Source organism: Pseudomonas moraviensis subsp. stanleyae (assembly GCF_036283065.1).
In the GTDB taxonomy this organism is placed as follows: Bacteria; Pseudomonadota; Gammaproteobacteria; order Pseudomonadales; family Pseudomonadaceae; genus Aquipseudomonas; species Aquipseudomonas stanleyae.
Window position 1 is genome coordinate 1 of the sequence record NZ_JAADJI010000017.1, and the last position, 13,827, is coordinate 13,827.

Sequence of the window (13,827 nt, forward strand, 5' to 3'; positions counted from 1 at the left end):
CCCTCTCCCAATGGGAGAGGGCTGGGGTGAGGGGCTTCTGGCTCAACGAAAAAGGCGACCTCTGCGGGTCGCCTTCTTGTTTTTCGGATCAGGCCTTACTGCCCGCTATAAATCTGATCAAACACCCCACCATCATTGAAGTGAGTCTTTTGCACGGTGCGCCAGTCACCAAACGTCTTCTCCACCGAAAGGAAATCGACTTTCGGGAAACGGTCGGTGTACTTCGCCAGCACCGCCGGGTCACGCGGGCGCAGGTAGTTGGCCGCCGCAATTTCCTGGCCTTCAGGCGACCACAGGTACTTCAGATACTCATCCGCCGCAGCGCGCGAGCCTTTCTTGTCAACCACTTTGTCGACCACGGAAACCGGTGGCTCGGCTTCGGCGGAGACGCTTGGGTAGATCACTTCGAACTGTTCGCGACCGAACTCGCGAGCGATCATTTCCGCTTCGTTTTCGAAGGTCACCAGCACGTCGCCGATCTGGTTGGTCATGAACGTGGTGGTAGCGGCGCGGCCACCGGTATCCAGCACTGGCGCCTGCTTGAACAGTTTGCCGACGAAGTCCTTGGCCTTGTTCTCGTCGCCGCCGTTTTTCAGCACATAGCCCCAGGCCGAGAGGTAGGTGTAGCGGCCATTACCCGAGGTTTTCGGATTGGGCACGATCACTTGCACGCCATCCTTGAGCAGGTCCGGCCAGTCTTTCAACGCTTTCGGGTTGCCCTTGCGAACGATGAACACCGTGGCCGAGGTGAACGGCGCGCTGTTGTTCGGCAGGCGCGTGACCCAGTTGTCCGGGACCAGTTTGCCGTTGTCGGCGAGGGCGTTGATGTCGGTGGCCATGTTCATGGTGATGACGTCCGCCGGCAGGCCATCGATCACCGAGCGCGCCTGCTTGCTCGAGCCGCCGAAGGACATCTGAACGGTGATGTTTTCCTTGTGCTCGGCTTGCCAGTGTTTCTGGAACGCAGTGTTGTAGTCCTTGTAGAAATCCCGCATCACGTCGTAGGAAACGTTAAGCAGCGTCGGGGCTGCCTGGGCGATGTTGGCCAAGGCCAGGCCAGCGGCGAGAATTGAGGCGCCAAAGAGTCTTTTCACTGCGCATTCCTTGTTGGTTATCGTCGCAGGAGCTGCCGAAGGCTGCGATCTTTTGATCTTGATTGTATTGAAACAAAGTCAAAAGATCGCAGCCTTCGGCAGCTCCTACAGGGGTGATGTTTAATTGCCAGCGACTATAACGGCCCGCGCATAGTCGCTTAAAGATTAAAAAGCTCTGTGCTTATTCCACTTTCTTGAACAGCTGACTGCCGCAGCGCGAACAGAACGCCGCGCTCTGCTCGTGGGTCTTTTTCTGACACCCCGGGCAGTCATGTTGCAGCTGCTCGCCGCGCATGGCATTGGCCAGCTCAGCGGTGAAAATCCCCGTGGGCACAGCGATGATCGAGTAACCGGTGATCATCACCAGCGACGAAATCACCTGGCCCAGCGGCGTCTTCGGCACGATGTCGCCGAAACCTACGGTGGTCAGGGTGACGATCGCCCAATAGATGCCTTTCGGAATACTGGTAAAGCCATGTTCCGGGCCTTCGATCACGTACATCAGCGTGCCGAACACTGTCACCAGCGTGCACACGCTGACCAAAAACACGACGATTTTCTGCTTGCTGCCGCGCAGCGCCGACATCAGATAGTTGGCTTGCTTGAGGTACGGGCTGAGTTTGAGCACGCGGAAAATCCGCAGCATCCTGATTATCCGGATGATCAGCAGGTACTGCGCATCGCTGTAATACAGCGCGAGGATGCCCGGGACGATCGCCAGCAGATCCACCAGGCCATAAAAGCTGAAGGCATAGCGCAGCGGCTTGGGCGAGCAGTACAGCCGCAGGATGTACTCGCCGAGGAAGATCGCCGTGAAGCCCCACTCGATGTAAGCCAGTACGTCGGCGTAATTGCGGTGAATGCTATCGATACTGTCGAGCATCACGATCACCAGGCTGGCGAGGATGATCAACAGCAGGATGCCGTCGAAGCGACGCCCGGCCGGGGTGTCGCTCTGGAAAATCATGACGTAGAGCCGTTCGCGCCAATTGTTGCTGCTGTCCATGGATAACGCCTGAATCGAAGATCAGCGCAGCCTAGGGTGATTGTCCTCGTGAGCGCAAGACTCATGCGCAAGCGACGCTTTGCCCAGCATCTGGATGCCGGCGCGAATCAGCCAGCAGGCGAGGATGAACGGCGCGGTCAGCGTCGCCAGTCCGATGGCAGCAAACAGCGGCGTTACCAACAGCGCCAGGACAATCCCGAGCAGCGGCAGCCACGGATGTTGCCGTTGCCCGCTGAAGGCGAGGGCGGCAAGCACGGCGTTGTAGCCACCGAGGCCGAGCAGTGCGGCGGACGTTTCGTGGTGCAGAAGACTGGAGCCGAGGCCGATCGCCGACGCCAGCAGCGCCCAACAGAACGCGCGGCGATCGGCAATCAGCAGACCGCTGGCGATCAACGCCCCGGCCAAAGGATGATCGAGGAGCATCACCTGGCCAAATCCGCGCAGTTCAGCGGTCAGCACATTCACCGTGTTCAGGTCGATCGACGCCGCCGGCGCGGACGGTTCGGCGAATATCAGCAGCACCCAACTGATCGCTACGAACGGCGACGTGTAGGCGGGTATGGAACGGCTGCGATAGACATGCTTGAGCCATTGCTGAGTGAGCATCGCGCTCAAACCGCCAGCCGCGAGAATCAGCGGCGGCAGCAGCGGTGACCAAGGGAAATACAGGCTCAGCAGCAAGCCGAGCAGCACGCCGTTGTAGCTGAACAGCCCGGCCTGGCGATCGGCCTTGGCGTAGTTGCGCCGTTGCGCGGTAAGCAGACCGGCAACGCCACCGAGCAACGCCCCGGCGAACAGCACCGGTGCGGTCAGCAGAATCGCCAACAGACACAGCAGGCCGCACAGCGGATGACGCTGGAAGAAAATCTGACTGAAACCGTTGAGCAAAGCCTCGGCCCAGTCGGGGCAGTGGGTGTTGAAATGATTGGCAGACATGGCAGTTCTGAAAGTCAGGGAAAACCGAGGCGCCTGCTTCGCGAGCAGGCTCGCTCCCACATGGATCTGCGTCCAGTCATTGAGTTTGTGGTGCACACAAATCAACTGTGGGAGCGAGCCTGCTCGCGAAGAGGCCAGTACAAGCGCTAAATCAACGTCTCGATGCGCAGCGAATTGGTCGACCCCGGCTGTCCAAACGGCACGCCGGCGGTGATCAGCAGCGTGTCGCCACGCTCGGCCATGCCTTGCGCCTGAGCGATTTCCAGCGCAGTCGAGCAGACTTCGTCGACCTGCCGCAGGCGATCGTTGACCACCGAATGAATGCCCCACGCCACGCTCAAGCGCCGTGCGGTTTGCAGGTTCGGCGTCAGATTGAGGATCGGCGCTTTCGGCCGCTCCCGCGATGCACGCAGCGTCGAGGCGCCCGACTCGCTGTAATTGACCAGCACCGCCACCGGCAGCACGTTGCTGATCCGGCGGATCGCGCAACTGATCGCATCGGAAACGGTCGCTTCAGCCTTCGGTCGGCTGACGTCGAGCTGGGTCTGATAATCCGGGCCGTTCTCAACCTGACGGATGATCTTGCTCATCATCTGCACGGCTTCCAGCGGGTATTCGCCGGACGCAGTTTCTGCCGACAACATCACCGCATCGGCGCCTTCGGCCACGGCGTTCGCAACATCAGTGACTTCGGCGCGGGTCGGCGTCGGGGAGAAGCGCATCGACTCAAGCATCTGCGTTGCCACCACCACCGGTTTGCCCAGCGCGCGGCAGGTAGTGATGATGTTTTTCTGAATCTGCGGCACGCTTTCCGCCGGCACTTCCACGCCAAGATCCCCGCGCGCGACCATGATCGCGTCGCTCAGCTCAGCGATTTCACGCAATTGCTCGACCGCCGAAGGCTTCTCGATTTTTGCCATCAGGAACGCCTTGTCGCCGATCAATGCGCGAGCCTCGACGATGTCTTGTGGACGCTGGACGAACGACAGCGCGACCCAATCCACACCCAATTCCAGGCCGAAGCTCAGATCGCGGCGATCCTTGGCGGTCAGCGGGCTCAGGTCCAGCACCGCTTGCGGCACATTCACACCTTTGCGATCAGACAGTTCGCCGCCGTTGAGCACGGTGGTGTCGATCGCATCGGCGTACTTGCTGACCACGCGCAGGCGCAGTTTGCCGTCATCGAGCAGCAGGTCCATGCCCGCTTCCAGCGCAGCGATGATCTCCGGATGCGGCAGGTTGACCCGGCGTTCATCGCCCGGTGTCGCATCGAGATCGAGCCGGAACGCTTGACCGCGATGCAGCTGCACCTTGCCTTCAGCGAACTTGCCGACGCGCAGTTTCGGCCCCTGCAGATCCATCAGAATGCCCAGCGGATAATTGAGCTGGCGCTCGACTTCGCGGATCCACTGATAGCGCTTGGCGTGGTCGGCGTGATCGCCGTGGCTGAAGTTCAGGCGGAAGATGTTGACCCCGGCCTCGACCAGCTCGCGGATGTCGTCGATGCCATCGACGGCAGGGCCGAGGGTGGCGAGGATTTTGACCTTTTTATCAGGCGTCATGATTTGCAGTTCTCAAGGATCAGAATGGCGCGGAAGTCGTTGACATTGGTGCGGGTCGGCTCGGTAACGATCAGTGCATCGAGCGCCTGGAAGTAGCCGTAGCCGTTGTTGTTATCCAGTTCGTCGCTGGCGCTCAGACCGAGGGCGGCGGCGCGGGCGTAGCTGTCCGGGGTCATGATCGCGCCGGCGTTGTCTTCCGAACCGTCGATGCCATCGGTGTCGCCGGCCAACGCATAGACGCCGGGCTGGCCCTTGAGGCTGTCGGTCAGGCTGAGGAGGAATTCGGCGTTGCGGCCGCCACGGCCATTGCCGCGCACGGTTACCGTGGTCTCACCGCCGGAGAGGATCACGCACGGCGCCGCCAATGGCTGGCCGTGGTGGATGATCTGTCGGGCGATGCCGGCGTGGACTTTCGCCACTTCGCGGGATTCGCCTTCGAGGTCGCCGAGGATCAGCGTGCTGAAACCGGCCTGACGGCATTTCACCGCCGCCGCATCCAATGATTGCTGCGGGCGGGCGATCAACTGGAAGTGGCTGCGCGCCAGACTCGGGTCGCCGGGTTTGACCGTTTCCGATTCCGGGCTCTGCAGCCATGTGCGCACGGAGGCGGGAATGTCGATGCCGTAGCGCTTGATGATCGCCAGCGCTTCGGCGGAAGTGCTCGGGTCGGCCACGGTCGGGCCAGAAGCGATAACGGTGGCGAGGTCGCCCGGTACGTCGGAGATCGCATAGGTGTAAACCGTTGCCGGCCAGCAGGCCTTGCCGAGGCGTCCGCCCTTGATCGCCGAGAGGTGCTTGCGCACGCAGTTCATCTCGCCGATGGTCGCTCCGGATTTCAGCAGAGCCTTGTTGATCGACTGCTTGTCAGCGAGGGTGATGCCTTCGGCCGGCAAGGCGAGCAGGGCAGAGCCGCCGCCGGAGAGCAGGAAGATCACGCGGTCGTCTTCGCTGAGGTTGCTGACCAGTTCGAGTACGCGTTTGGCCACCGCCAGACCGGCGGCGTCCGGCACCGGATGCGCGGCTTCGACCACTTCGATTTTTTCGCACGGGGCGCCGTGACCGTAGCGGGTCACCACCAGGCCGGTGACTTCACCCTCCCAGCAACGCTCGACCACTTGCGCCATGGCGGCAGCGGCTTTGCCGGCGCCGATGACGATCACCCGACCGCTGCGATCGGCAGGCAAATGGGCTTCGAGGACTTGGTTCGGATGGGCCGCGTCGATGGCTGTGGCAAACAGCTCGCGCAGCAGTTGTTGCGGATCGACCGACATGGCGGGCTCCCGGAATTCTTGTTATTCGAAAGGGCGACTCAGATCCCTTGTGGGAGCGAGCCTGCTCGCGAACGCGGTTTGTCAGCCAACATGGATGTTGAATGTGAAGCCGCTTTCGCGAGCAGGCTCGCTCCCACAGGGTTTTGTGCAGGCTTTATTTTTTGTCGCGAATCGAGAAATTGGCCATGTGCTCAAGGCCCTTGATCAGCGCCGAGTGGTCCCAATTGCTGCCACCGATGGCCGCGCAGGTGCTGAACACTTGCTGGGCGTTGGCGGTGTTCGGCAGGTTGATGTTCAGCTCCCTGGCGCCTTGCAGGGCCAGGTTCAGGTCCTTCTGGTGCAGACTGATGCGGAAGCCCGGGTCGAAGGTGCCTTTGATCATGCGCTCGCCGTGCACTTCGAGGATCTTCGAAGAAGCGAAGCCGCCCATCAACGCTTCACGTACCTTGGCCGGATCAGCACCGTTTTTCGAAGCGAACAGCAGAGCTTCAGCGACGGCCTGAATGTTCAGGGCGACGATGATCTGGTTGGCGACTTTGGCGGTCTGACCGTCGCCATTGCCACCGACCAGGGTGATGTTCTTGCCCATGGCCTGGAACAGCGGCAGGGCGCGTTCGAAGGCATCCGCGTCACCACCGACCATGATGCTCAGGGTCGCGGCTTTGGCGCCGACTTCGCCGCCGGACACCGGGGCGTCGAGGTACTGCGCGCCTTTCTCGTTGATCTTCGCCGCGAAGGCTTTGGTGGCAGTTGGCGAGATCGAGCTCATGTCGATGACCACTTTGCCCTTGCCGATACCGGCCGCGACGCCGTCGGCGCGGAACAGCACGTCATCGACCTGTGGGGTATCCGGAACCATGACGATGATGAATTCGGCTTCCTGCGCCACTTCGCGCGGGTTGGCCAGAGCGACGGCGCCAGCGGCGATCAGATCGGCCGGGGCAGCATCGTGGTGTTGCGACAGGAACAGGCTGTGACCGGCTTTCTGCAGGTTCGCCGCCATTGGGTGGCCCATGATGCCGGTGCCGATGAATCCGATTTTAGCCATGAGAAAATCCTCTTGTTTTTGTCGTGCGCAAGCAAATAGGGGAGCTGCTTTTCATGTGGGAGCGAGCCTGCTCGCGAATGCGGTGGAACATTCAATATCCGCGTTGACTGAACCACCGCATTCGCGAGCAGGCTCGCTCCCACAGGGGATTTGCTGTGTTCTTAGATTGCGTTGTGGGTTTTCAGCCAGCTCAGGCCAGCCTCGGTGGTGGTCAACGGCTTGTATTCACAGCCGACCCAACCCTGATAACCGATGCGGTCAAGGTGTTCGAACAGGAAGCGGTAGTTGATCTCACCGGTGCCCGGTTCGTTGCGGCCCGGGTTGTCCGCGAGCTGCACATGGTTGATCTCGCCCAGGTGCGATTGCAGGGTGCGGGCCAGATCGCCTTCCATGATCTGCATGTGATAGATGTCGTATTGCAGGAACAGATTGGCGCTGCCGACCTGCTCGCGAATCGACAGGGCTTGCGCCGTGTTGTTCAGGTAGAAACCGGGGATGTCGCGGGTGTTGATCGCTTCCATCACCAGTTTGATGCCTGCCGCTTGCAGCTTGTCAGCGGCGTATTTGAGGTTGGCAACAAAGGTCTTTTCCACCGTGGCATCGTCAATGCCCTGCGGGCGGATACCGGCGAGGCAGTTGACCTGGGTGTTGCCCAGCACTTGCGCGTAGGCAATCGCCAGATCGACCCCGGCACGGAACTCTTCGACCCGGTCCGGCAGGCAGGCGATACCGCGCTCGCCCTTGGCCCAGTCACCGGCCGGCAGGTTGAACAGCACCTGGGTCAGACCGTTGGCCTCGAGTTTTGCCTTGATTTCAGCCGAGCTGAAGTCGTACGGGAACAGGTATTCCACGCCACTGAAACCGGCCTTGGCGGCGGCGTCGAAACGGGCAAGGAAATCCTGTTCGGTGAACAGCATGGACAGGTTGGCTGCGAAACGCGGCATGGTGGTCTCCCGTAAATCTTGTGAGGACCCTGTGGGAGCAAGCTTGTGTGGCGAGGGAGCTTGCTCCCGCTGGGCTGCGTAGCAGACCCAGGATTTTCAGGACCGCTTCGCGCCCCAGCGGGAGCAAGCTCCCTCGCCACATAGCTCGCTCCCACAGGGAGAGCAGTCAGCAGTTAATCCAACATCGAAATCGCCGTCGGCGCGTCATTGCCGACCAGTGCCAGGTCTTCGAACTCGTTGACCGCGTTGATCTCGGTACCCATGGAGATGTTGGTCACACGCTCCAGAATGATCTCGACGATCACCGGCACCTTGAACTCTTCGATCATCTGTTCGGCCTTGCGCAGGGCAGGGGCGATTTCCGACGGTTCGAACACACGCAGCGCCTTGCAGCCGAGGCCTTCGGCGACCGCGATGTGGTCAACCCCGTAACCGTTGAGTTCCGGCGCATTGAGGTTATCGAAGGACAGCTGTACGCAGTAGTCCATTTCGAACCCGCGCTGCGCCTGACGGATCAGGCCCAGGTACGAGTTGTTCACCACGACGTGGATGTACGGCAGTTTGAACTGAGCGCCGACCGCCAGTTCTTCGATCATGAACTGGAAATCATAGTCCCCCGACAGGGCCACGACTTTGCGGTTCGGATTGGCCTTGACCACGCCCAGCGCTGCCGGAATGGTCCAGCCCAACGGGCCGGCCTGGCCACAGTTGATCCAGTGACGCGGCTTGTACACGTGCAGGAACTGCGCGCCGGCAATCTGCGACAGACCAATGGTGCTGACGTAGCAGGTGTCCTTGCCGAACACCTGGTTCATTTCCTCGTAAACGCGCTGCGGCTTGACCGGCACGTTATCGAAGTGAGTCTTGCGATGCAGGCTGGCCTTGCGCTGCTGGCAATCCTGCAGCCAGGCGCTGCGGTTCTTCAGCTTGCCGGCGGCTTGCCATTCACGTGCTACTTCGATGAATACGGTCAGTGCGGCAGCAGCATCGGAAACGATGCCCAGATCCGGCGTGAACACACGGCCGATCTGCGTGCCTTCGATGTCGACGTGAATGAACTTGCGACCTTCGGTGTACACGTCAACCGAACCGGTGTGACGGTTGGCCCAACGGTTACCGATGCCCAGCACCACGTCGGATTTCAACATCGTCGCGTTGCCGTAGCGGTGCGAAGTCTGCAGACCGACCATGCCGACCATCAGCGGGTGATCGTCAGGAATGGTGCCCCAGCCCATCAAGGTCGGGATGACCGGAATACCAGTCAGCTCGGCGAACTCGACCAGCAGGTCGCTGGCGTCGGCATTGATGATGCCGCCACCGGCGACCAGCAACGGACGCTCGGCCTGATCCAGCAGCGCCAACGCTTTCTCGACCTGCACGCGGGTTGCGGTCGGTTTGGCCAGTGGCAGCGGTTGGTAGGCGTCGATGTCGAATTCGATCTCGGCCATCTGCACGTCGAATGGCAGGTCTATCAGCACTGGGCCCGGACGGCCGGAGCGCATTTCATAAAAGGCTTTCTGGAACGCGTAAGGCACCTGGCCCGGTTCGAGCACCGTGGTCGCCCACTTGGTGACTGGCTTGACGATGCTGGTGATGTCGACAGCCTGGAAGTCTTCCTTGTGCATCCGGGCGCGGGGTGCTTGCCCGGTGATGCAGAGGATTGGAATCGAGTCGGCCGAGGCGCTGTAGAGCCCGGTGACCATGTCGGTGCCGGCCGGGCCGGACGTGCCGATGCACACGCCGATGTTGCCGGCCTTGGTGCGGGTGTAGCCCTCGGCCATGTGCGAGGCGCCTTCAACGTGGCGAGCAAGGACGTGATCGATGCCACCAACCTTCTGCAGGGCGGAGTACAGCGGGTTGATCGCTGCGCCCGGGATGCCAAAAGCGGTATCAACCCCTTCGCGGCGCATCACCAGAACGGCGGCTTCGATTGCTCTCATTTTGCTCATGGTTTTGTGCCTCTTTACGTTTTGTAATTGTATACAAGTGGCTTTGCGCAGAGTGTATTCACGGCGGACGGCGCAGGTCAATCCATTTTCTCAAGCGCCTGTTTCATTCGTCGGAAGCCCGATGTGCTGTGGCTTTTCGTCGCATGTGGCGCTTTTCGAGAATTATTGTATACAAAAAAATAGTTCATTGTGTTCTATTTGTGTCATCGGAATGCGGCACAAACGCGCAGTCCCACGACTTTCCCTATAACAAAATGAGGACGGCACCATGAGCGCTTTAACCTTGAAAGTCGCAGTCAACCTGGTCAGCGAAGCCATCAACGCAGGACGCGAGATCAACGCCGCGCCGCTGACCATCGCAATACTCGACACCGGCGGCCACCTGATCGCCCTGCAGCGCGAGGACGGCGCCAGCCTGTTGCGCCCGAACATCGCCATCGGCAAAGCCTGGGGCGCCATCGCCCTGGGCAAAGGCTCACGCCTGCTCGCCCAGGACGCGCAACAACGCCCGGCTTTCTTTTCTTCTCTGAACAGCATGGGGCAGGGCAGCGTAGTGCCGGCACCGGGTGGGGTGTTGATTCGCGATCAGGCGGGCGTTGTGTTGGGGGCTATCGGGATTAGCGGGGACTTGTCGGATGTGGATGAGCAGGTGGCGATCAGAGCGGTAGAGGCGCTGGATTTGAGGGCGGATGGCGGGGTGGTTGTTTGAATGTCAGTGTTTGAATAAGCGCCATCGCGAGCAGGCTCGCTCCTACACTGGATCTGTGTTCAGACACAAAATGTTTGAACGCCGCAAATCCCCTGTAGGAGTGAGCCTGCTCGCGATAGCTATCTTCCGGACACATCCTGCCAACAGTCTGCCCACTCCATTTGCATCCCCGGTACTAGCCTCTTATGACTTGGTCACAGGAGGCAAAGGAATGCCAGATCTACCTGCTGCACATAAATTGCGAGTCGGGCGCTATGCCGAAGTCAGCCGAATCTATCTGTTAACCAGCAACACCCATGAACGAAGGCCGGTTTTCAAGGATTTTGCCTTGGGCCAACTGGTCGCTGATCAACTGCGAAATGCACAGGACTCGGGATTGGTGCATTCACTGGCCTGGGTCGTCATGCCTGATCATTTTCATTGGCTGATTGAATTACGGCGGGGCTCATTGAGTGAGTTGATGCAGAAAACCAAGTCGATGAGTACCCGATCCGTCAGACAGGCTACCGGAGATAGCAGTGTTATCTGGCAAAGAGGTTTCCATGACAGGGCGCTGCGGCGAGAGGAGGATCTGGTGAAAGTGGCGCGGTATGTGGTAGCTAACCCGTTGCGTGCGGGGCTGGTGGTGAAACTTGGCGACTATCCACTATGGGGTGCGATTTGGGTTTGAGTTGAAACCGAGTCGCCTGGATCGCGAGCAGGCTCACTCCTACAAGGGAACGCATTCCAAATGTAGGAGTGAGCCGGCTCGCGATTGCGTCGCTGCGGTGTATCAGTCCGGCTCACACCCCTTCAACACCAACCGGATAATCGTCTGCGCTGCCGCTTCATAATCGGCTTCGTCGAGCTTGTCCTTCCCGGTCACCGCCGAGATCTGCCAGTCGAAATCGGCGTAGGTCTGGGTCGCGGCCCAGATGCTGAACATCAGGTGGTTGGGGTCGATCGGGGCGATCTGGCCGCGGTCGATCCAGCTCTGGATGCAGGCGATGTTGTGTTTGGCCTGGGCGTTGAGCTGGTCGACAAGATCCGCGCTCAGGTGCGGGGCGCCGTGCATGATTTCGCTGGCGAACACCTTTGAGGCATAGGGCAGGTCGCGGGAGATGCGGATCTTCGAGCGAATGTAGCCGCTCAGCACTTCGCTCGGCACACCGTCCGGGTTGAACGGGGTCGAGGCCTGCAGGATCGGCTCGATGATGCTTTCCAGCACCTCGCGGTAGAGGTTTTCCTTGGATTTGAAGTAGTAGTAGACGTTGGGTTTGGGCAATCCCGCCTTGGCGGCGATGTCGCTGGTTTTGGTCGCCGCGAAGCCCTTGTCGGCAAACTCTTCGCTGGCGGCGCGCAGGATCAGTTCTTTGTTACGCTCGCGGATTGTGCTCATAAACCCGGTGGTTCCTTGCCTGTTCTGGCGGTGGCGCATGGTAGCACCGGCCTTGAGCGGCGCTCAACAATGCAGCCTGTGGCCGGCGGTCGCGTTATGCTTGGCAACATTCATACACAGAAGGAAACAGGATTCATGGCAGGAAGCAGTTTGCTGGTGCTGATCGATGACATCGCCACCGTTCTGGATGACGTTGCATTGATGACGAAAATGGCCGCCAAGAAGACTGCCGGCGTGCTCGGTGACGACCTGGCGCTCAACGCCCAGCAGGTCTCGGGCGTGCGCGCCGAGCGGGAAATTCCCGTGGTCTGGGCGGTGGCCAAGGGTTCGTTCGTCAACAAACTGATCCTCGTGCCGTCGGCACTGGCGATCAGTGCTTTCGTACCGTGGCTGGTGACGCCGCTGTTGATGGTCGGTGGTGCCTATCTGTGCTTCGAGGGTTTCGAGAAACTTGCGCACAAGTTCCTGCACAGCAAAGAGGAAGACGAGGCCGGTCATGCGCAGCTGACCGAGGCTGTGGCTGACCCCGCCACCGATCTGGTGGCATACGAGAAGGACAAGATCAAAGGCGCAATCCGCACTGACTTCATTCTTTCGGCAGAAATCATCGCCATTACCCTCGGCACCGTGGCGGATGCCTCGCTGACTCAGCAAGTGGTCGTCATGTCCGGCATTGCCATCGTCATGACCGTCGGCGTTTACGGTTTGGTGGCGGGCATCGTCAAGCTCGACGATCTGGGTCTGTGGCTGACGCAGAAGCCCGGGCAGATAGCGAAAAAAATCGGTGGCGGTATTCTCAGCGCCGCGCCGTACATGATGAAAACCCTGTCGGTGATCGGTACGGCGGCGATGTTCCTGGTTGGCGGCGGCATCCTGACTCATGGCGTGCCGGTAGTGCATCACTGGATCGAAAGCGTCAGCGCGGCGGCGGGCGGTGCCGGATTTATCGTGCCGTTGTTGCTCAATGCCGTGGCCGGGATTGTTGCCGGTGGCGTGGTGTTACTCGGTGTGAGCCTGATTGGCAAACTGTGGAAGGCTGCGCGGGCATAAGGCGCCCGCGCGTGATCAGGCCCGGACGCTGGCGCTCTGCAGCATGTGATTCCACAGGTAGTGCGCGACGGCTTCATCGGTGTGCTGGCCAATGACCTCGGCCTCGGGAAGTGCCTGGATCAACCCGGCATGCGCGTTGCCCATGAGCACCCCTTTGCCCACGCCGGACAACATGTCGGCGTCGTTCAAGCCGTCGCCAAACGCAATGCACGCCTGGATGGGCACGTTGAGGAAGTCGGCAAGCTGTCTCAAGGCCTTGCCCTTGGAGACGTCTCGGGTCATGACCTCCAGACACCATGCAAAGGTAAAAACGGTGCTGATCTGATCGCCCAGCAAGTCATTCAGCCGTGTCTGCAGCCTGAGCAGGGCGTCGTGATCCTTGTTCCGCTGAAAGAAAAACACCTTCTGTACGGTGCTCAGCGGCAGGCTTCCGGGCGCGCAGATGACCGGCCGAAAGGCTGGATTCTGGCTGAAGTCCTTGAGGTTTTCGTCTTCACGGCTCATCAACCAGCCGGACTGGCAGTAAAAGTTGATGGTCAGGTCCGCGTCTCCTCGCGTCTCCTCCAGCAACATCTGGACGACGCTCGGCGGTAACTCTTCGCTCAGTGCCAGCCCGCCGCAGGCGCTGGAGATGCGCGCACCATTGGAGGTGATCAAATGAACCGGCAGCGACTGGCGGTCCAGCAACGACTCGACGTCGGTCTGATGCCGACCGGTAGCCAGCACAATGTGATGGCCGGCGTGATTCAGGCTGTGAATCACGCTTTTGGTAAACGTACCGAACGTATCGCCTGGCAGCAGCAGCGTGCCGTCCAGGTCAGAGGCAACAAGCAAGTACATGGTGGCTCCTCGGAAGGGGTCGCCCGCCGACCCGACTGCC

Annotated in this window: 13 protein-coding genes; 3 read left to right on the plus strand and 10 right to left on the minus strand. The window is 60.4% G+C overall.

The window, feature by feature from the left end; genetic code table 11:
* Positions 1–95: 95 nt before the first annotated feature.
* The 8 genes from GXB78_RS26150 to gcl all read right to left on the minus strand — a co-directional run bounded on the left by GXB78_RS26150 (position 96) and on the right by gcl (position 9,810).
* The gene (locus GXB78_RS26150; RefSeq protein ID WP_329517596.1) at positions 96–1,094 is read right to left on the minus strand and encodes a sulfate ABC transporter substrate-binding protein; all 999 of its coding nucleotides are present in this window, start codon (positions 1,092–1,094) and stop codon (positions 96–98) included.
* Positions 1,095–1,275: 181 nt separating this feature from the next.
* A complete protein-coding gene (locus GXB78_RS26155; protein ID WP_064365449.1) occupies positions 1,276–2,100 on the minus strand; it encodes an ion transporter in 825 nt (274 codons plus the stop codon).
* 21 nt (positions 2,101–2,121) lie between these two features.
* Positions 2,122–3,036 carry an urea transporter gene (locus GXB78_RS26160; protein ID WP_329517597.1) on the minus strand — a complete coding sequence of 305 codons (915 nt, stop codon included), beginning with the start codon at positions 3,034–3,036 and terminating at the stop codon, positions 2,122–2,124.
* Between the two features lie 146 nt (positions 3,037–3,182).
* A complete protein-coding gene (gene pyk / locus GXB78_RS26165) occupies positions 3,183–4,598 on the minus strand; it encodes a pyruvate kinase (protein ID WP_329517598.1) in 1,416 nt (471 codons plus the stop codon).
* Positions 4,595–5,869, minus strand: a complete 1,275-nt coding sequence (locus GXB78_RS26170) for a glycerate kinase type-2 family protein (protein WP_329517599.1) — start codon at positions 5,867–5,869, stop codon at positions 4,595–4,597. The genes pyk and GXB78_RS26170 overlap by 4 nt, the downstream gene beginning before the upstream one ends.
* A gap of 154 nt (positions 5,870–6,023) precedes the next feature.
* Positions 6,024–6,917, minus strand: a complete 894-nt coding sequence (locus tag GXB78_RS26175) for a 2-hydroxy-3-oxopropionate reductase (RefSeq protein WP_329517600.1) — start codon at positions 6,915–6,917, stop codon at positions 6,024–6,026.
* Between the two features lie 161 nt (positions 6,918–7,078).
* Positions 7,079–7,861, minus strand: a complete 783-nt coding sequence (gene hyi, locus GXB78_RS26180) for a hydroxypyruvate isomerase (RefSeq protein WP_329517601.1) — start codon at positions 7,859–7,861, stop codon at positions 7,079–7,081.
* Positions 7,862–8,034: 173 nt separating this feature from the next.
* Positions 8,035–9,810, minus strand: a complete 1,776-nt coding sequence (gene gcl, locus GXB78_RS26185) for a glyoxylate carboligase (protein WP_329517602.1) — start codon at positions 9,808–9,810, stop codon at positions 8,035–8,037.
* 268 nt (positions 9,811–10,078) lie between these two features.
* On the opposite strand from gcl, the gene GXB78_RS26190 reads away from it, so the two are divergent.
* A complete protein-coding gene (locus tag GXB78_RS26190; RefSeq protein ID WP_329517603.1) occupies positions 10,079–10,519 on the plus strand; it encodes a GlcG/HbpS family heme-binding protein in 441 nt (146 codons plus the stop codon).
* A 211-nt stretch (positions 10,520–10,730) separates the two neighbouring features.
* The gene (locus tag GXB78_RS26195) at positions 10,731–11,189 is read left to right on the plus strand and encodes an REP-associated tyrosine transposase (RefSeq protein ID WP_329517604.1); all 459 of its coding nucleotides are present in this window, start codon (positions 10,731–10,733) and stop codon (positions 11,187–11,189) included.
* Positions 11,190–11,291: 102 nt separating this feature from the next.
* On the opposite strand, the gene GXB78_RS26200 is transcribed toward GXB78_RS26195, so the two are convergent.
* Entirely contained in the window at positions 11,292–11,897 is a 606-nt protein-coding gene (locus GXB78_RS26200) for a TetR/AcrR family transcriptional regulator (RefSeq protein WP_329517605.1), read from the minus strand.
* A 135-nt stretch (positions 11,898–12,032) separates the two neighbouring features.
* On the opposite strand from GXB78_RS26200, the gene GXB78_RS26205 reads away from it, so the two are divergent.
* Entirely contained in the window at positions 12,033–12,947 is a 915-nt protein-coding gene (locus tag GXB78_RS26205; RefSeq protein WP_329517606.1) for a DUF808 domain-containing protein, read from the plus strand.
* A gap of 15 nt (positions 12,948–12,962) precedes the next feature.
* Here the strand turns inward: GXB78_RS26205 and GXB78_RS26210 are convergent, their stop codons facing one another.
* Entirely contained in the window at positions 12,963–13,787 is an 825-nt protein-coding gene (locus GXB78_RS26210; protein ID WP_329517607.1) for a Cof-type HAD-IIB family hydrolase, read from the minus strand.
* Positions 13,788–13,827: the final 40 nt, after the last annotated feature.